The 18,180-nt window shown below is 46.8% G+C and carries 16 protein-coding genes; 14 read left to right on the forward strand and 2 right to left on the reverse strand.

Features of this window, described 5'->3' with window-relative positions:
- The first annotated feature begins 65 nt into the window (after positions 1-65).
- On the forward strand, positions 66-275 hold the full coding sequence (locus U1I11_RS05610) for a hypothetical protein (protein ID WP_322904593.1): 210 nt from the start codon (positions 66-68) through the stop codon (positions 273-275).
- A 194-nt stretch (positions 276-469) separates the two neighbouring features.
- Here U1I11_RS05610 and U1I11_RS05615 read toward each other — a convergent pair whose 3' ends face one another.
- Together U1I11_RS05615 and mnmA are read right to left on the reverse strand one after the other, a co-directional pair.
- Positions 470-1,453 (reverse strand): LacI family DNA-binding transcriptional regulator, encoded by a 984-nt coding sequence (locus U1I11_RS05615; RefSeq protein WP_322904595.1) that lies wholly within the window; start codon positions 1,451-1,453, stop codon positions 470-472.
- Between the two features lie 212 nt (positions 1,454-1,665).
- Complete coding sequence (gene mnmA, locus U1I11_RS05620) at positions 1,666-2,790, reverse strand: tRNA 2-thiouridine(34) synthase MnmA (protein WP_322904597.1); 1,125 nt, start codon at positions 2,788-2,790, stop codon at positions 1,666-1,668.
- A 363-nt stretch (positions 2,791-3,153) separates the two neighbouring features.
- On the opposite strand from mnmA, the gene cymR reads away from it, so the two are divergent.
- From cymR to U1I11_RS05685, 13 genes are all read left to right on the forward strand, one after another.
- A complete protein-coding gene (gene cymR, locus U1I11_RS05625) occupies positions 3,154-3,573 on the forward strand; it encodes a cysteine metabolism transcriptional regulator CymR (RefSeq protein WP_322904599.1) in 420 nt (139 codons plus the stop codon).
- A 350-nt stretch (positions 3,574-3,923) separates the two neighbouring features.
- Complete coding sequence (locus U1I11_RS05630; protein WP_322904601.1) at positions 3,924-5,069, forward strand: cysteine desulfurase family protein; 1,146 nt, start codon at positions 3,924-3,926, stop codon at positions 5,067-5,069.
- 121 nt (positions 5,070-5,190) lie between these two features.
- Positions 5,191-5,697, forward strand: coding sequence for a PRC-barrel domain-containing protein (locus U1I11_RS05635; protein ID WP_322905726.1), 507 nt, complete (start codon positions 5,191-5,193; stop codon positions 5,695-5,697).
- Positions 5,698-5,869: 172 nt separating this feature from the next.
- Positions 5,870-6,073, forward strand: coding sequence for a hypothetical protein (locus U1I11_RS05640; protein WP_188776135.1), 204 nt, complete (start codon positions 5,870-5,872; stop codon positions 6,071-6,073).
- An 864-nt stretch (positions 6,074-6,937) separates the two neighbouring features.
- Complete coding sequence (gene alaS, locus U1I11_RS05645; protein WP_322904603.1) at positions 6,938-9,565, forward strand: alanine--tRNA ligase; 2,628 nt, start codon at positions 6,938-6,940, stop codon at positions 9,563-9,565.
- A 278-nt stretch (positions 9,566-9,843) separates the two neighbouring features.
- On the forward strand, positions 9,844-10,104 hold the full coding sequence (locus U1I11_RS05650; RefSeq protein ID WP_322904604.1) for an IreB family regulatory phosphoprotein: 261 nt from the start codon (positions 9,844-9,846) through the stop codon (positions 10,102-10,104).
- Between the two features lie 18 nt (positions 10,105-10,122).
- Positions 10,123-10,536 carry a Holliday junction resolvase RuvX gene (ruvX, locus tag U1I11_RS05655; protein WP_322904606.1) on the forward strand — a complete coding sequence of 138 codons (414 nt, stop codon included), beginning with the start codon at positions 10,123-10,125 and terminating at the stop codon, positions 10,534-10,536.
- Between the two features lie 11 nt (positions 10,537-10,547).
- Positions 10,548-10,844 (forward strand): DUF1292 domain-containing protein, encoded by a 297-nt coding sequence (locus tag U1I11_RS05660; protein WP_322904608.1) that lies wholly within the window; start codon positions 10,548-10,550, stop codon positions 10,842-10,844.
- 4 nt (positions 10,845-10,848) lie between these two features.
- Positions 10,849-11,157, forward strand: a complete 309-nt coding sequence (locus U1I11_RS05665; RefSeq protein WP_322904610.1) for a DUF1292 domain-containing protein — start codon at positions 10,849-10,851, stop codon at positions 11,155-11,157.
- Between the two features lie 102 nt (positions 11,158-11,259).
- Positions 11,260-12,426 (forward strand): endolytic transglycosylase MltG, encoded by a 1,167-nt coding sequence (gene mltG / locus U1I11_RS05670; protein WP_322904612.1) that lies wholly within the window; start codon positions 11,260-11,262, stop codon positions 12,424-12,426.
- 75 nt (positions 12,427-12,501) lie between these two features.
- The gene (locus U1I11_RS05675; protein ID WP_322904614.1) at positions 12,502-13,431 is read left to right on the forward strand and encodes a peptidase U32 family protein; all 930 of its coding nucleotides are present in this window, start codon (positions 12,502-12,504) and stop codon (positions 13,429-13,431) included.
- 59 nt (positions 13,432-13,490) lie between these two features.
- Entirely contained in the window at positions 13,491-14,852 is a 1,362-nt protein-coding gene (locus tag U1I11_RS05680; protein ID WP_322904616.1) for a peptidase U32 family protein, read from the forward strand.
- A 489-nt stretch (positions 14,853-15,341) separates the two neighbouring features.
- The gene (locus tag U1I11_RS05685; protein WP_322904617.1) at positions 15,342-17,867 is read left to right on the forward strand and encodes a methyl-accepting chemotaxis protein; all 2,526 of its coding nucleotides are present in this window, start codon (positions 15,342-15,344) and stop codon (positions 17,865-17,867) included.
- Positions 17,868-18,180 lie beyond the last annotated feature (313 nt).

Raw genomic sequence — 18,180 nt, forward strand, 5'->3', positions numbered from 1 at the left:
AATTATATGTCAACCGCTTTCATATGTCAACCGCTTGCATATAGAGACAAGCAGTAAATTTAACAGTGGAAAAATTCAAAGTATACTTGAGCAGACAGCAGACAGCAGACAGCAGACAGCAGACAGCAGACAGCAGACAGCAGACAGCAGACAGCAGACAGCAGACAGCAGACAGCAGACAGCAGACAGCAGACAGCAGACAGCAGACAGCAGACACCCAACACCCAACACCCAACACCCAACACCCAACACCCAACACCCAACAAATTTTATAACGATGCACGTCAAAAAACGCCTTCTATAGCTGAAGGCGTTCATGTGTATAATTGGATATTCATAATGCTGCAAGTCGATCTTTTTTAAGTTATTTATACAGTCGTATTTTAGCTCGCACAATGATAAATTAATATGTCTACCTGTACAGAAACGTACAGACAGGCAACCCCATCGATCCAGTCATTTTAACAACTCAAGCCGTCGAACCATCACGTAGCTGTACCGGCAATATCGTCTGATAGGCAATCTCATCAAATTCGCCTTCGATTTCCCGTAGCAACACCTCAATAGCCGTACGCGCAATGTCTTCAATCGGCTGACAGATTGTAGTTAACCCTGGCATAAGAGAGGAAACGATCGTCGTGCCGTCATAGCCGATCACTTTTAAATCATCCGGAATCGACCTATTACGAATGCCTGCCTCATAAATGACCGCAGCGGCAATCATATCATTACTCGCAAATACGCCATCAACTTCAGGATGTTCATCAAATGCACGCCGAATGACCGCCAACTGATCATCACGATCAAGCGGCAATTGCAGCTCATATGTATGATGGGGCAATCGATGCGCTTGCATTAAGTCTTCAAATGCTTTGCGGCGTAATTGTGCCGGAGTTTCCAATTCGGCAGGGCCGTTAAAATGCAAAATATGCTGACAGCCACGATCGATTAGCCGCTGTGTAGCAAGCTTGCCGCCCTCATAATTGTCGGAGCTAACGACCGGAATCGTACCCGATAAATAGCGATCAATCGCCACGACCGCCAGATTTGCTCTTTTATAATTGGAAATGCTGCGATTATGCGTGCCAACAATAATGCCGTCCACCTGATTGCGAATGAGCATTTCAGCGTATTGTTCTTCTTTGTCGATCTGGTTGAGACTATTGCACAGCAGCACTTTAAGACCTTGTGCAGCACATAAATTTTCAATATGAAAGGTAAGCTCCGCGAAAAATGGATTGGCTGTCGTTGGCAAAATCAACCCGATCAGATTTGTACGCTTGCTAAACAGCGAACGCGCCAAATCGTTAGGAAAATAATTCAATTCCTCCATTGCACGCTGCACTTTCAGTTTGGTTGCTTCACTAACATAACCCCGATTGTTCATCGTACGTGATACCGTAGTTGGCGACACACCGGCGAGTCGGGCAACATCTTCGAGTTTGGCTTTCATGCGGCAGTCTCCTTTTTTTCTCTCATTATACCATTTGCCTATAGGCAACAAAAGGACAGCTACATATGTGGACAGCAATAAGGAGCAGGCAACTGGATAAGCAATGATTACTAGGACGTATACGCAAGTTACGACAAAAAAACAAAAAGCCCACTTTCGCGCCTGCCCCTAGGACAAACGCAAAAGCGAGCTTTTGCTAACATCAAACGATCTTACACAAGCGCCTCATAAGGAACTTTCTCGGCAACTTCAATCGTCCCACCGCCAAGACATACATCTCCATCGTAAAATACAACCGCTTGCCCTGGCGTAATCGCCTTTTGCTGGACGTTAAACTGTACATGCACATTGCCATCCGCTTGCCATGTCAACGTAACGCCTTGATCCGGCTGACGATAGCGGAATTTAGCGGTACATGGCAGCGTTGTGCCTGGTGCAGGGATATTCCCATCGATCCAGTTTACACCGGATGCGATCAAGCCAGTCGAATACATGCTTGGATGAGCATCACCTTGTACGACGTACAACATATTACGTTCCAAGTCTTTGTCTGCCACAAACCACGGTTGTCCGTTACCGGAGCCGCCGATGCCAAGCCCTTGACGCTGACCGAGTGTATAATACATCAAACCATCATGTTTGCCTTTCACTTCGCCAGTGGCGATATCAACCATATCACCGGAACGTGCTGGCAAATAATTGCTTAGAAATTCGCGGAAATTGCGCTCACCGATAAAACAAACGCCAGTGCTGTCTTTTTTCTTGGCAGTGTACAAATTCGCTTCGGCAGCGATGCGGCGTACTTCCGGCTTCGGCAGATGCCCGATCGGGAACATCGCACGTGCAAGCTGTTGTTGATTTAGCGCATTCAGGAAATATGTCTGATCTTTGTTGTTATCGATGCCGCGTAGCAACGTCAAGCGACCATCTTGTTCTACAACACGCGCATAGTGCCCTGTAGCAACATAATCTGCGCCCAGATCGATCGCTTTGTTCAGGAACTCACCGAATTTGATCTCACGGTTACACATTACATCCGGGTTTGGTGTACGTCCACGTTTGTATTCGTCCAGGAAATAGGCGAATACTTTGTCATAATATTCCTTTTCAAAATTGACCGTATAATAAGGGATGCCGATCTGTTCGCACACACGGCGCACATCTTCGGCATCGTCCTCTGCGGTACAGTTGCCGAACTCATCGGTGTCATCCCAGTTTTTCATAAAAATACCGATTACATCATAGCCTTGCTGTTTGAGCAAGAGCGCGGTGACCGAAGAATCCACGCCGCCGGACATACCGACTACGACACGGGTTTCGGAGATTTCTTTTGCCATTTGCATATCACATCCTCGTTTAATCAGTATGGATATTTTGCTTCGCAAACATCCTTTTTTCATTTCAACTCGTGTTAGAAGATCGCTAACACTAGAATTGAACCGGATTGAAGTGCCGGCGGTGCGGTGGTTGGCTGCCATGCACCATAGATCATCGTTAATTTGCACCGAGTGAGCAATTCCATTTCCCAAACGCTATCCGTTTATGTTACGATAGAATAGAAAAATGATCGGAATACACTGAATTGATGAAAATGCATACCCTATGTGCAACTGCTAATTATAACTGTAATAATGAAATAAAGCAACAGCAATAAGGCAACAATCGTTCATGATTTTGGTCAAATGAGACGAGGTGTGATAATGAAAATTTCAACTAAAGGACGTTACGGTCTGACGATTATGATGGAACTGGCATCCCGTTTTGGTGAAGGGCCGACCTCACTGAAAAGTATTGCCGAGAAAAATCAATTATCCGAGCATTATTTGGAGCAATTGATCGCTCCGCTGCGTAATGCCGGGTTGGTGAAAAGTATTCGTGGTGCGTATGGTGGATATATTTTGTCGCGTGAGCCAGAGACGGTTACCGCTGGCGAGATTATTCGTGTGTTGGAAGGCCCCATTTCGGTCGTTGATTTTACAGACGAGGATGTAGCTGCCAAACGTCATCTATGGCTGCAAATTCGTGACGCGATCGCTAGTGTGATCGATTCGACTACACTCAAAGACTTGATCAGCTATCAGGATGAAGGTGCGGAAGACAATTATATGTTCTACATTTAATTAAGGAATGTTATATTCCGAGTCGTATGTAACGGAAGGACCGTAGCTGAGGCGCGGAAGCCTTCCGTTTTTTGTTGTATTTGAACCGTGCAGCAGATGATGATTTGTCGTATTGTATGACAGAAGTACAACGTCAACCCCGCTCGCCGCTCGGCATCGAGCGCCCATTCGGGATAATAGAAATACAACGTAACATCAACAGTAATGTAACATGAGCGGTAATTTTTATCGTGCATACACTTTTAATAATCATAATGAGACAAACTATAATGAGACGAACAGCGAATCGCTATGAGATGAATATCGATGTCACACGAAATTAATTTTGATGAAAGACAGGGTGAACTGTAATGAATTCAATTTATCTTGACCATGCTGCTTCTACACCGGTACATCCGCAAGTGGCAGAGGCTATGCTTCATATTATGACCGGCACATATGGCAATGCTTCCAGTGTGCACGGATTTGGTCGTGCAGCAAAGCGGATCGTTAGCGAAGCACGCGATAGCATGGCAGCGCGGCTTGGCTGTCATCCGAATGAGCTTGTGTTCACAGCAGGTGGAACGGAGAGCGATAATATGGCATTGTTTGGCGCAGCCGCAGCGATGAACGATAAGGGACGTCATATCATTACGTCCAGCATTGAACATCATGCGGTATTGCATGCCTGTGCAGAACTGGAAAAGCGCGGTTATGAAGTGACCTATTTGCCGGTTGATACGGATGGACAGGTAAGTATCGATGCGCTGCGTGCTGCGATCCGTCCCGATACGATTGTAATTAGCATCATGTTTGGCAACAATGAAGTCGGTACATTGCAGCCGATCGACGAGATCGGCAAGCTGGCGCAGCAGCATGGGATCGTCTTTCATACAGATGCGGTGCAAGCGCTTGGCGGTGTGGCGATTAACTGTCATGAGCTACCGGTCGATCTGGTCAGCTTTTCCGCTCATAAAATTAACGGGCCACAAGGAATCGGCGCGCTGTATGTTCGTCAAGGCACACGTTTACAGCCACTGCTGCATGGTGGATTGCAGGAACGCAAACGCCGTGCCGGTACGGAAAATTTGGCGGGCATCGCCGGTTTTGGCAAGGCGGTGGAGCTTGCTACCGAGCAATTGGAGCAGCGTACAGCACATTTGCAGCACCTGCGTACGACATGGATCGCCGCGTTGACAGAACACGTTGGCAGTGACGCTTTTGTAATTAATACGCCGCTTGACATATCGTTGCCGCATATTTTGAATATTAGTTTTCCAGGCATTACGAGTGAGACGATGCTGATGAATCTGGATATGGAGCGGATCGCTGCGGCGAGCGGATCGGCGTGCACATCCGGGTCGCTGGAATTGTCGCATGTATTGAAAGCGATGAATTTGCCGCAAAATGTACAACAATCCGCGATTCGTTTTAGCTTTGGGCTGGGTAATACTACACAGGAAATGGAAAAAACTGCGCAAATAATTGCAACCATTTTAAAACGGCTGCGTAAATGAGGAAAGGGCTCCCCTGTCTGGTGAATAAGGGAGGATAGATGTCGGCTAATACCACCGGCCGGGTGTAAGGCATATGAACCTTACCCCGCGCAATTTGTGCGCCGAGGAGGTCCTGCGGATGTTGAAGATTCAGAGCATGATTGGGCTTGCTGTATTTGATGTCGAAGATGGCAAGCAACTAGGTAAAATCCACGATTTTATCGTCCATGAGGACTGGTCGGTGTATGGCTTAGAGCTGGAAGGCAAAGGGCTGTTCTCACTGCAAGTTCGCACGGTAAAATGGGAAGACGTGGTCAGCTTTGGCAATGATGCCATTATGATTCGTAATCAACAGGCAGTGCGCCAAACGGCGGCTGACGATATTAAGCATACATTCCTTATCGGGAACCGCAAGCTTAAGGAGTTGCCGGTTCTCACCAGTGATGGAGCGATGCTCGGATATGTGACCGATGTTTACTTTAATCCTGAACTGGGTAAAAGCATTACCGGGATCGAAATCAGTGACGGTTTTATTTCCGATCTGATTGGCGGCAGAAAATGGCTTCCGATCAGCGACCAGATCGCCTTTGGTGAAAGCGCCATTATGACGCCGGTAGCGAGCGATCAACGATTGAAGGAATGCCTGTAAACTTGTAGCTGGCATAGCGGGAAAACCGCTGCATATCCATCTTGCCTTCATTGCCTAACAGCAAAGTAGCGGCGGGAGCAATGGATGTTGCAGCTGGAGAAAGCGCCGGGAATGAGGCGCTGCGCCGCAAGGCTAGCTGCCCAAACTTGTAGACGGATAGGGTGAGTGCGGAATGAAATGTCCAAACTGTAGTTCCAAAGATATTGGAAAGATCGGCTCGCATCAATTTTATTGCTGGGGCTGTTTTATTGAATTGACCGTAAATAACGGCAAAATGTCAGTGTACCAAGTGGAAGAAGACGGTACACTTAGCTCGCTGGACGATCTGTTTGTCGAGCATCCGGCAGTAGCTGCTCAGCTTCCGTTATCCTCCTGAACCGTTAGGAGCAGGAATGTTGGCATTCAGCATGATCGGGGAATACGGCTGTATAATCATCGCTTTATACATACCACGATAACAGCGGGCTATTGACCCGGTTTACGCCTTGACGATCGGCGCGCATTTCGGATGCGCATCGATCGTTCAAGGTTTTTTGGCGTGTTGGCGGTACGAAGATTAGCAAGCGAAATTTTACTTGAGACAGATGACTAGCCAGCCGTTCAATCGCTAATCGATAATGCATCGATGAAGGCGATCTAATCGTTTGTTAATCGCTGGCATAGATGTTGACCTGTAAACGAGACCGCTGGACAAGCCCAAATTGAAGCCTGTAGTCGCAACTACAACGCCGAGCGAAAGCGCTTTTCCCAAGCGTTCGTCTGTGCTGGCTGCGATTGACAGAGCCGGATACGCTGGATATACTGATAGAGGTTATTGAAAAATCGTGAACTTCCGCATAGAAGCTAGTCATTCCGGCGGAATCGGGTATCCAGGCATACCTTTTTTGCACCGTCCGCTACCAGGCGCCAGCTTCCTGCTATATGGAGTTGTAGGCAGGCATCATCACTTTGAATGCAGACGGAGCAGCATCACCAATGGTCATTGTGCGTTCGTTGAAATAGACGATGCAGCACAGCGATTATAACAAAAAAGGGTGCAGGGAGAAGCCGCGTCAGAAATACGAGAATACCGTCCCTGATCTATCGACAGGGGCGTTTTTTTAGATTCCGGGCCTTGTACGTTTTCCGTAGCCTGTGGTCGGTACAGACTTATTGTCTGTTGCCGCCGCGAGAATCTGTTGATACACCGAACAATCGCGTTTGACTGCACAAACGCCATACTTGAGGAGGCTCGCTAGTTATGAAAGCAAGTGAAATTCGTTCCAAATGGCTCGCTTTTTTTGAAAGCAAAGGACATAAAGTGGAACCGAGCGCCCCGCTCGTACCGATTAACGATCCGTCTTTGCTGTGGATTAATGCCGGTATGGCGCCGCTGAAAGCTTATTTTGACGGTCGTATTCAGCCGGATAATCCGCGGATTACGAACTCGCAAAAATGTATTCGTACCAATGATATCGAAAATGTCGGCAAAACGCGCCGCCACCATACGTTTTTCGAAATGCTGGGCAACTTTTCCATCGGCGATTATTTTAAAGAAGAAGCGATCACCTGGGCATGGGAATTCCTGACTGGCAAAGAATGGATCGGCTTCGATCCTGAACGTCTGTCGGTAACGGTATACCCGGAAGATGAAGAAGCATTCAAACTATGGAACGAGAAAATCGGTCTGCCAGCAGAACGTATTATTAAGCTAGAAGACAACTTCTGGGATATCGGTGAAGGCCCATGTGGTCCATGTACCGAAATTTTCTATGATCGTGGCGATGCGTACGGTACGCTTGATCCAAATGATCCAGAAATGTACCCAGGCGGCGAAAATGAGCGTTTTCTGGAAGTATGGAATCTTGTTTTCTCCCAATTTAACCATAACAAAGACGGCAGCTACACGCCGCTACCGAACAAAAATATCGATACAGGTGCAGGTTTGGAGCGGTTTACATCCATTTTGCAAGATGTCGATTCCAACTTTGACACCGACCTGTTCCAGCCGATGATTCAGGAAACAGCACAGATCGCTGGTGTAACGTACAAGCAAAACAACGATACCGATGTAGCGCTTAAAGTGATCGCTGACCATATTCGTACCGTTACGTTTGCAGTAGGTGACGGTGTATTGCCTTCCAATGAAGGACGCGGTTATGTTATCCGTCGTTTGCTGCGCCGTGCGGTTCGTTATGGTAAAGTAATCGGTCTGGATAAGCCATTCCTGTTTAGCCTCGTCAAAACGGTTGGCGATGTGATGGGCATGTACTATCCGACTGTAGTGGAGCAGCGTGAATATATTGAAAAGATTATTCGTACCGAGGAAGAACGTTTCCATGAAACACTGTCCGACGGTCTGAACATTTTGGCGGAACTGAGCGAGCAGGCGAAGGCGCAAGGACAAACGGCAATTAGCGGCGCAGATGCGTTCAAGCTGTATGATACGTACGGGTTCCCGTTTGACCTGACTGAAGATTATGCGCTCGAAAACGGTCTGACGGTAGATCGTGAGGGCTTTGATGCTTCGATGCAAGAGCAGCGTGAACGTGCGCGTGCTGCACGTCAAGACAGCGGCAGTATGAAAGTACAAGGCGGCGTATTGTCCGAACTGGAAGCGAAAAGCGAATTTATCGGTTATGAGCAATTGACCGTACAATCGACTGTAGCAGCGCTTATTGCGGACGAAGCGTTTACACAAAGCGCTAGTGAAGGGCAGACGGTACAGGTCATTTTGGACGTTACGCCATTTTACGCGGAGAGCGGCGGTCAGGTGAGCGACCTCGGTCTGCTGATTAGCGACAAAGTGGAAGCTTCGGTAGAAACATTGTTCAAAGCGCCGCGCGGACAATCCGTGCATATCGTAACGATCCGTTCGGGCGAGCTGCATGTGGGCGATACCGTTACCGCACAGGTCGATGCGCCAAACCGTAACGATATTATTAAAAACCACACTGCAACTCACCTGATGCACAAAGCGCTCAAAGAAGTGCTCGGCAATCATGCGAATCAAGCCGGTTCACTCGTTGAGGCAGAACGTTTGCGCTTTGATTTCTCTCACTTTAGCAGTGTAACGCCGGAAGAACTGGCAGACATCGAACGTCGTGTTAACCAGGAAATCTGGAAAGGCTTAGATGTGGAAATTAACTACGCAGCGATCGATGAAGCTAAAGCAATGGGGGCAATGGCACTGTTTGGCGAGAAATACGGTGATATTGTACGCGTCGTCAAAATCGGCGATTACAGCATCGAGCTGTGCGGCGGTTGTCATGTGGATAACACTTCCCGTATCGGTCTGTTCAAAATCGTTTCCGAGAGTGGCATCGGCTCTGGTGTACGCCGCATCGAAGCGGTAACGGGTCGTCTGGCATATATGTTCCTCGACAGCCAGCTGGATATTCTTAAACAGGCAGCAAGCCAACTGAAATCGAACGTACACGACGTGCCGAAACGCATCGAAGCGTTAAACCAGCAAGTACGTGATCTCAGTCGTGAAAATGAATCGCTGCAAAGTAAGCTGAGTCTGATCGAAGCCGGTCAATTGACCGATCAAGTCGAGACAGCAGGCAGCACACAATTGCTGGCAACAGAAGTGCAGGCACCTAGTATGGATGCACTGCGTGGTCTTGCCGATGAGCTGAAAATGAAACTGCCGGAAGCGGTACTCGTACTCGGCGCAGCGATTGAAGATAAAGTGAACTTTGTCGTCGTCGTACCTAAGTCCGGTATCGAACGCGGACTGCATGCCGGCAAGCTTGTCAAAGAAGTCGCTGCGATTTGCGGCGGCGGTGGCGGCGGACGTCCGGATATGGCGCAAGCTGGTGGTAAAGATGCTTCCAAGCTGGGCGAAGCACTGGAAGCCGCGAAGAAGCATATCGCTTCCGTTTGAGCTATTGAAGGTAGCCTGTCTGCGCACATATAATAGTTAAACAGGCGAGATAGCGATCGCAGCGGCAAACACGATATCGCTGCAATCGCAGTCTGCTATTTGGTATTTATGTGATAATACTTTAAAATTTTGTAACTTTTCGATTAGTTTGAACGTAAATATTCCTTGTACATCCCTTCATGTGTTATGATGAACAAGAATCAACATGAACATCAGGGGATTCCATTTTGAGGAAGTGTGTGTTCATACACGATTCCGAAAAAGCGAGGTGTCAGCGAGTGGACTCCATGGACAAAACGGTCAAGTTTAATGTCAAAGGTGAGGAGCATGAAAGCTCGTCACAGGAAATACTGCTCACCGTGTATGATGCACTGGTGGAGAAAGAGTACAATCCGATCAATCAGATTGTAGGTTACCTCATTTCCGGGGACCCCGCTTACATTCCCCGGCATAACAATGCGCGCAGTCTGATCGGCAAAAAAGAGCGGGACGAATTAATTGAAGAACTGGTCCGTTCCTACCTGGCCAGTCATCGGTAGAGACGGAGCGTACACATCATGAAAATACTAGGTCTGGATTACGGAGATCGCCGGATCGGTGTCGCTGTCAGTGATGCGTTTGGCTGGACTGCTCAGGGCGTTGAGGTCATTGACCGCCAGCGCACGGAGGTAGCCGAACGGATTGCTGAACTCATCAAGGAATACGAGATTAGCGAGATTGTGGTGGGACTTCCTAAAAACATGAATGGAAGTATCGGTCCCCGTGGTCAAATATGTATCGAATTTGCAGAACATCTTCGGGAATCTGTGCATCTGCCTGTTCACCTATGGGATGAAAGGCTTACAACGATGTCAGCCGAGCGCACATTAATTGAGGCTGATGTAAGCCGCAAGAAACGCAAGCAGGTCGTTGATAAAATGGCCGCAAGCTTGATTTTGCAAAATTACTTGGATTCTAAAAGTAAAGGGTGAGGGTGGTTAATATGGCGAAGGATCAAAATTTGCTTGAGGACGAACCAGAAATTATTTACATTCCAGATGATGATGGTAATGAAGAAGAATTTGAAGTCATCATGAAATTCGAAGTCGATGGTTCGGACGCCAAATATATGATGGTCGTGCCTATGGAAGCCACAGAGGACGATACCGATGAAGTCTATGCGTTCCGGTACGAAGAAGATGGTGATGATCTGAAGCTCTACATCATCGAAGATGAACAAGAGTGGCAGATTGTTGAGGAGACCTTTAATACATTAGTGGCTGAATTGGATGGTGAATAAACCGATGAGTGATCTTTCTGCGAGTAATGTCAAATTATCGTCCAAATTGCTTGAAGCTTACGGTGTACTGATCGAGTTAACCGATGAGAGCGGCGACAATGTCGTTTATCGTCTGATCAGTGAGTTTGAGACCGAAACCGGAGCATACGCTGTGTTGCAAAAGGATACGGCGTTACCGGATACCGAAGTCGAAATTTTGAAAGTCGTGGACGGTACCGATGGTCATCCGGAGCTGATTACGATTGATGATGACGATGAATGGGAAGACGTAGCGGAATTGTACGACGAGCTGACCTTACCGTTTGAAGATTAATCACGGATTTGTATACGGCAGTTCGATGCTGCTGCAGTTATGTCTTGAGAAGAGCGGAGCCTATTCCGCTCTTTTTGACTGTCAAAGGAGTTGTTATGCTCATTGCGCAAAAAAGTTAGCGTCCCTTTAGGGATTATACTTATTGTTATCGTTGTGATAGCAGGGCTCGTCATTTACGGGTGGAATGCGATGCAACCTACTGCGGCTTCATCTGAGCCGGTTGCCTATACTCTGTCCGAAGGTACGTCAACGGCTAAGCTTGCCAGCGATTTAGAGGGCAAAGGAATTATTCGCAATGATTTGGCATTTCGTATGTATTTGCGCTGGAACGATGAAGGCAAAGCGTTTAAGGCGGGCGATTACGAATTTACGCCAGGCATGACGTATGAGCAGATTATAACGAAGCTGAACAACGCCGACGTCGTTGTACCGAAAACGATGAAATTTACGATTCCGGAAGGTTATACGGTAACCCAGATTGCCGACAAGCTAAGCAGTCTAGGCTATGTGAATCGCGATGAATTTATGAAGCTTGTGGATGACCCATCCCAGTTCAAGCAGGCGCGTGAATGGAATGTGCCAACAGGTAACGGCATTTTGCATCCGCTAGAAGGTTATCTGTTCCCGGCGACATACGATCTGCCGCTCGATAGTACACCAGCAGACATCATTGCGAATATGCTGGCAGGCACACGTGCCAATTTGGCGACGATTAACAATTTTGATCAGAAGCTGAAAGCGCGCAATATGACATTGCATCAGTTATTGACCGAAGCATCGCTAATTGAACGCGAAGTAGTTGTACCAGCTGAGCGTGCCGAAGTAGCAGGCGTGATCGACAATCGCATCAAGCAGGGAATGCGTCTGCAAATCGATGCAACTGTACAGTATGCGCTCGGTAAGCAAAAGCAGCGCCTGCTTTATTCCGATCTAAAAATCGATAGTCCTTACAATACGTATTTGCACAATGGATTGCCACCAGGCCCGATTGCCAATCCAGGCATCGAAGCGATCAAAGCAGCATTGGAGCCTAAAACATCCGATTATTTGTATTATGTAACGAAAAAGGATGGCTCTGGCGGACATCTGTTTGCCAAAACGTATGCAGAGCATCAGCACAATATTGCGCTGAGCAAGCAGACGAGCACAGCAGACGAACAAGGACAGGACAATAAAGCTTCAGGTGAAGCTACTAGTGAAGTTTCAGGCGAAGCTACTGGTGAAACGTCCGATGTTACAACTGAATCGACATCTACAGGCAGCGAGTAATTCGCTGCCTTAATGTGATGGATAGCAATAGCAATGATGATGAAATGACAGCCGTAAGGCTGGGAGGTGCTTGAGATGAGTAACAAACCTGAGCTGCTAATTACAGCATCCTCGCTAGCGGAATTGCGTCTGCTTGCTGAAGCGGGAGCCGATGCGTTTCTGATCGGTGAGGAGCGCTTTGGAATGCGGTTGCCAGGACAGTTTACACTAACCGAAATCGCTGCAGCGGTTCTGTACAGCCATCAGCATGGCAAACAAGTGTATGTGGCAGTGAACAATCTGATGACGAATGATGCGTTGGCAGAACTGCCAGCTTATATTGCAGGCTTACGTGATGCAGGTGTAGACGGTATTGAATTTGGCGATCCAGCGGTGCTAACGACAGCGCGCGAACTGGCACCCGATATGCGTTTACACTGGAATGCAGAGATGACTTCGACCAACTCGTCTACCGCGAACTATTGGGGACGTAAAGGGGCGACACGCGTCGTGTTGGCACGTGAGCTAAATATGGACGAGATTACCGGTATGATCGACAAACTGGATGTGGAAGCACAAGTACAGGTGCACGGGATGACGAATATTTATCATTCCAAACGCCAACTCGTCCAAAGTTATATGGCACATCAAGGACGTCAGGTGGACGGTGATCTAGGGCTGGCACGCGGTCTGTTTTTGATCGAAGCGGAGCGTCGTGACGAGAAGTTTCCTATTTACGAAGATAGCAATGGTACACATATTATGAGCTCGGAAGACATTTGCATTTTGGAAGATTTGCATCTGTTAATGGAAGCAGGCGTGCATAGCTTTAAAATCGAAGGCATACTAAAATCGGTCGCTTATAATGTAGCGGTCGTGCGCGCTTATCGCGCTGCCATCGATGCGTATGCAGCAGATGCAGACGCTTATGAATTCGATGAATCATGGCTGGAAGAAGTGCGTGAACGGCAAGACCCGGAGCGCGAGCTGTCATTTGGTTTCTTTTATAAAGAACAGGTGTATTAACGGTTTGTCGGCGGTAAACGATGACGAACAGAGGCAACAAGATCGAGGGGGAGGTCTCCATGAGTACAAAGTCTAAACCAATTCATTTTGGCAAACGATATCGGCTGGACAAGCCGGAACTGCTTGCACCGGCAGGGAATTTGGAAAAGCTGAAATTTGCTATTCATTACGGTGCTGACGCCGTTTATATTGGCGGGCAAAAATACGGTCTTCGGTCCAACGCGGATAACTTCACCTTTGAGGAGATGCGGGAAGGCGTAGAGTTTGCTAACCGATACGGGGCAAAAGTGTTTGTAGCGACTAATATTTATGCGCATGATGAAGATGTGGATGGCATCGAGCAATATTTGCGCAATTTGGAAGATGTTGGTATTTCCGCGATTATTGCGGCAGACCCGACGATTGTGGACATCGCCTTGCGTTGTGCACCTAAGCTGGAAGTACACTTAAGTACACAGCAATCGACACTTAACTGGCAAGCGGTGAAGTTCTGGAAAGAAGAAGGTTTGCCACGTGTCGTACTAGGACGTGAGACGAGCCTGGAGGAAATTGCCGAGATTAAAAAGCATGTCGATGTGGAGATCGAAGCGTTTATTCATGGCGCGATGTGCTCGTCTTTTTCTGGACGCTGCGTGCTGTCTAACCATTTTACCGACCGTGATTCCAACCGTGGTGGTTGCTGTCAGTCTTGCCGCTGGAAATACGATCTATTTGAAGATTCACGTCCACAGGCAGAATGGATTTCAGAAGAAGAAGCGTCAGAACATCGCGTATTGGAACAATTTCGACTCGGTGTGAATCAGCTTCCGCTGTATGAAGAAGGCGACCAGCCCTTTTCGATGGGCTCCAAAGATTTATGCATGCTGGAGGCGATTCCCGATTTAATCGAAGTCGGTATCGACAGTTTTAAAATTGAAGGACGGATGAAATCGATCCACTATGTAGCGACGGTTGTAAATGCATATCGGCAGGCGATTGACTCCTACATGGCTGATCCCGACAACTATGAGCTGAAACCGGAATGGTTGGAAGAACTGAATAAAGCGGCGAATCGTCCGCTTAATACAGGTTTCTTCTACGATACACCAGATCAGGAAGATCATATTTATGAACCGGAAGACAAGGCAGTACCTTATGATTTTGCCGGACTGGTGCTCGATTATGATGAAGCGACCGGAATTGCAACGATCCAGCAGCGCAACCATTTCAAGCCGGGTCAGGAAATTGAATTTTTCGGTCCGAATGGTACGTTCTTTAAGCAACAGGTCGGTACGATCTGGGATGAGGAAGGCAATGAACTGGATGCTGCCCGTCATCCGCTGCAAAAGATTCGATTGCATGTTGACCAGCCAGTACGTTATTTTGATATGATGCGCAAAAAGAATGTGAAGGTAGCTGCCAAAACGGTAGCGGCAGTTTAAGCCATTATTATATAGTGAACAGGTGTAAACCTATCATCTAAACGACGCTAACGATCCATGTGAATGTTGGCTAGGATTGCTATTTAAACGACAGGAAACTGTGTTTGCGGTAAGTTGAACATGTATTCAACCTGACAGCAAAACAGAGAATCCTGTCTTTTTTTGTCGTTTTCATTACATATAATGATATATTTATATTTTTTCTGAAAATGATATCGCTTACAATTCATATTATTTTACATATTATGGTATAATTTAAAGAGTGATGTTAAGTTTTTTATGAATTATAGTATAAAAGACCTTACTTTTTGAAAAAAAGGGTTCATTTTTATTGGTCAATCAACGATAATGAAAGCAGAACTATAGCTCTAGGACTCCAGAAGGGGCTCTGAATGATAAATAGAGAGATAGAGATTAACAGGCTGTAAATGTAAACCTGGAGAGAAAGTGTATTGCAGGTCCTGAATTTTAAGATGGTAGGTGAACGTTATGGCTTTATGGCGAAAATCGGGGAAGTCGGAAGGCAAGCCGGCTAAATTATCCAAAAAGTTACTTAAACAACCAGCCGAAACGAAGCAACTTAAGAATGCTACTCCAAAGCTGACGCAACAAAAAGGGGAAAAGCAACAACCAGTACAACAGGCGCTACATAAGTGGTTTAAGCAGCGCGGCAAAGGGAAGAAACAAGTGCCGGTTCGAGATGCCGGTGTTGCAGCATCAACAGGCAAATTGAACAATACGTTCAAGTTGAGCACATTACGAATTTCGCGAGAGCAGCTGCAACATGCTGGACGTGTCTCTCTGTCTGCCGTTAAAAATTGGCGTGATTTCAATCCGACCAAATCGGTTGGGATGAAATTGTTTTTAATGTTTTTTATTGCTATTATGCTCTGTGTTGTATTGCTCGGTTCATTTTCCTACTTACGTGCCAAAAGTGTAATTAAGGAAAATGCGTCAATTAGCAATGAGCAGACGATCATCCAGACAGGGGAAAAGCTGGACGTGATGCTGAACCAAATTGTTAATTCTTCGATTCAAGTGTTTTTTGATCCGACGATGCAGACGGATTTGAGCAAGCTGTTAAGCTACAATCTGTCAGAATACGATAAATATCAGACGATTAATTCAATCACCCAAAATTTGCAAAACCAGATGAACTCCACCGATTCTATTGAAGCGATTTATTTGATTCCAGAGGATACGAAGATGAATGTTATCGGTTCGGGTACAGGTATTCCGAATGCCGAAGATGCACGTAAGCAGTCATGGTACAAAACGCTGACGACCGAAAAAGGTGTGATGCAATGGATTCCGTCCGAATCAACAGCAGGTACGGGCAAAATTTTCACTTATGCGCGCGCAATGCGTTTGTCAGGTAGCCCTGAATCGTTTGTGTTTGTGATGAATATTAGCAGCAAGTGGCTGAATGATCAGATTGATAATTTGGATTTAGGCGAAGGCGGTAATGTGAATTTGATAGGTGGTCCTAACAATACGATTGTCGCTTCGACGTTGTCGGATACGGTATCCCATCCTTCTTCATTCAATTTCCTTGATCAGATTAAAGGTGGTAGCGGTCGTTTTCAAGACGATACGGGCACACAGCCGATTCTCGTTGCGTATTCGGTACTGAATACGGTCGATTGGAAACTGATTGGAACTGTGCCAGTTAAAGTGCTTGTATCCAGTGCTAGCCCGATTTTGACACTGACTTGGATTATGGCGATCGTGTGCGCGATTGTAGCCGTTTTGATCGGTTTGGTCATCATTCGTATGATCGGCACACCGCTGCGTAAGTTGCAACAGCTAATGAATCTTGGTTCACAAGGCATTTTGAGCGTACGTACAAATCATAAGTCAGCCGATGAAATTGGACAATTGGGCGACGCTTTTAATACGATGATGGAAAATATTACGAATTTGGTCAAACAGACGAACCAATCGGCTCAGCATGTGTTTGATACCGCGACAACGCTTAGTGGCGCTTCGCGTCAGACAGCGACATCCGCGCGTGAAATTGCGACAGCGACGGAAGAAATCGCTAACGGTGCAGGCAGTCTGGCACTTGAAGCTGAGCGTGGCACAGAGCTGACCGAGACGATGAATGATCGTATGAACCGAGTCGTGGACGCGAATAAACAGATGGAAATTTCGGCTGGCAAAGTAGAAGAAGCCGGCAAAACAGGGGTTCATCATATGGATGAGCTGCTTGGCAAAACGAAGGTGACCGAAGATATGATTCGCTCGCTCAGCATGCGGATCGACTCGCTTAAAGAAAGTACATCGTCTGTACAACAGGTGCTGGATGCGATGCAAAACATTACGAAGCAGACGAATATTTTGTCACTGAATGCTACGATTGAGGCGGCTCGTGCAGGCGCAGCAGGTAAAGGCTTTATGGTTGTGGCAGATGAAGTGCGTAATTTGGCAGAGCAATCGCGTCAATCGATTTTGATGGTTGGTCAGATTACAGCCAATATTCAGAAGGAAATGGATGAGACGGTACGCGTGCTTAACGAAGCGTTCCCGTTGTTCCGTGACCAGACCGAAGCGGTGCAGGCAACGACAGGCATTTTTGAAACCGTACAGCAGCAGATGACCGAGTTCGTCCACAAACTTGGCTCAGCTACGCAGTCGATCAACGAGCTTAATCGTGTACAACATTCGATGAGCGAGGCGATGAGCAATGTAAGTGCGGTTGCTGAGCAATCGTCTGCCACTTCACAGGAAGTCGCTTCCCTTAGCAGTGAGCAGCAAAATGTAAGTACACAGCTTGTCACGCTGTCCAGTCAATTGGAAAACGTATCGGTTGGCTTAAAAGAAACTATTTCAAAGTTCACGCTTGATGAGGTCGAAGCAGCAGAACTGGTGACAGCAATCGAAGGTGAAGCAGGCGCTCGCTCTAACACAGCCGATGGGATGTCTTTACAGCCGAATCATGTCAACGATGTGTATGACATGCGTGCAAAAGGTTCTGATACCAATACTATTTCCCATTTCGATAAAGAAGCATAATAGAGAAGGATAGTATGATCGACAATATCGGGGAAAGCACGGTCGATATAACGGTATAAAGCTCGCTCTCGTGCTCGATTCCAATCTAAAAAGCTGCATCTTCCAATATAGGAAGGTGCAGCTTTTTATCGTGTTTGGTAATTTATGCGTCATTGTAATGTCCTAATGAAGACAGTAACATACACAGTCTTTACATTCAGACGGTATCATAAGCTACGACATGCATAATTTGCACATAATTTGAATCGAAAGGGTGAAATTCGTTTATAAATAATATAGGCATATTAGCATGGATATAAAGTAGCAGTTGTCG

The organism is Paenibacillus campi (assembly GCF_034659835.1).
GTDB classification, from domain to species: Bacteria; Bacillota; Bacilli; order Paenibacillales; family Paenibacillaceae; genus Saccharibacillus; species Saccharibacillus campi.

Bases quoted from the DNA above. Each gene is read 5' to 3' on its own strand.
- U1I11_RS05640 (WP_188776135.1), top strand. From the start codon at position 5,870: ATGAAATGTCCAAACTGTAGTTCCAAAGATATTGGAAAGATCGGCTCG.
- ruvX (WP_322904606.1), top strand. From the start codon at position 10,123: ATGAAAATACTAGGTCTGGATTACGGAGATCGCCGGATCGGTGTCGCT.
- U1I11_RS05630 (WP_322904601.1), top strand. From the start codon at position 3,924: ATGAATTCAATTTATCTTGACCATGCTGCTTCTACACCGGTACATCCG.
- U1I11_RS05675 (WP_322904614.1), top strand. From the start codon at position 12,502: ATGAGTAACAAACCTGAGCTGCTAATTACAGCATCCTCGCTAGCGGAA.
- U1I11_RS05615 (WP_322904595.1), bottom strand. From the start codon at position 1,453: ATGAAAGCCAAACTCGAAGATGTTGCCCGACTCGCCGGTGTGTCGCCA.
- U1I11_RS05665 (WP_322904610.1), top strand. From the start codon at position 10,849: ATGAGTGATCTTTCTGCGAGTAATGTCAAATTATCGTCCAAATTGCTT.
- cymR (WP_322904599.1), top strand. From the start codon at position 3,154: ATGAAAATTTCAACTAAAGGACGTTACGGTCTGACGATTATGATGGAA.
- U1I11_RS05680 (WP_322904616.1), top strand. From the start codon at position 13,491: ATGAGTACAAAGTCTAAACCAATTCATTTTGGCAAACGATATCGGCTG.
- U1I11_RS05685 (WP_322904617.1), top strand. From the start codon at position 15,342: ATGGCTTTATGGCGAAAATCGGGGAAGTCGGAAGGCAAGCCGGCTAAA.
- U1I11_RS05660 (WP_322904608.1), top strand. From the start codon at position 10,548: ATGGCGAAGGATCAAAATTTGCTTGAGGACGAACCAGAAATTATTTAC.
- alaS (WP_322904603.1), top strand. From the start codon at position 6,938: ATGAAAGCAAGTGAAATTCGTTCCAAATGGCTCGCTTTTTTTGAAAGC.
- mnmA (WP_322904597.1), bottom strand. From the start codon at position 2,790: ATGGCAAAAGAAATCTCCGAAACCCGTGTCGTAGTCGGTATGTCCGGC.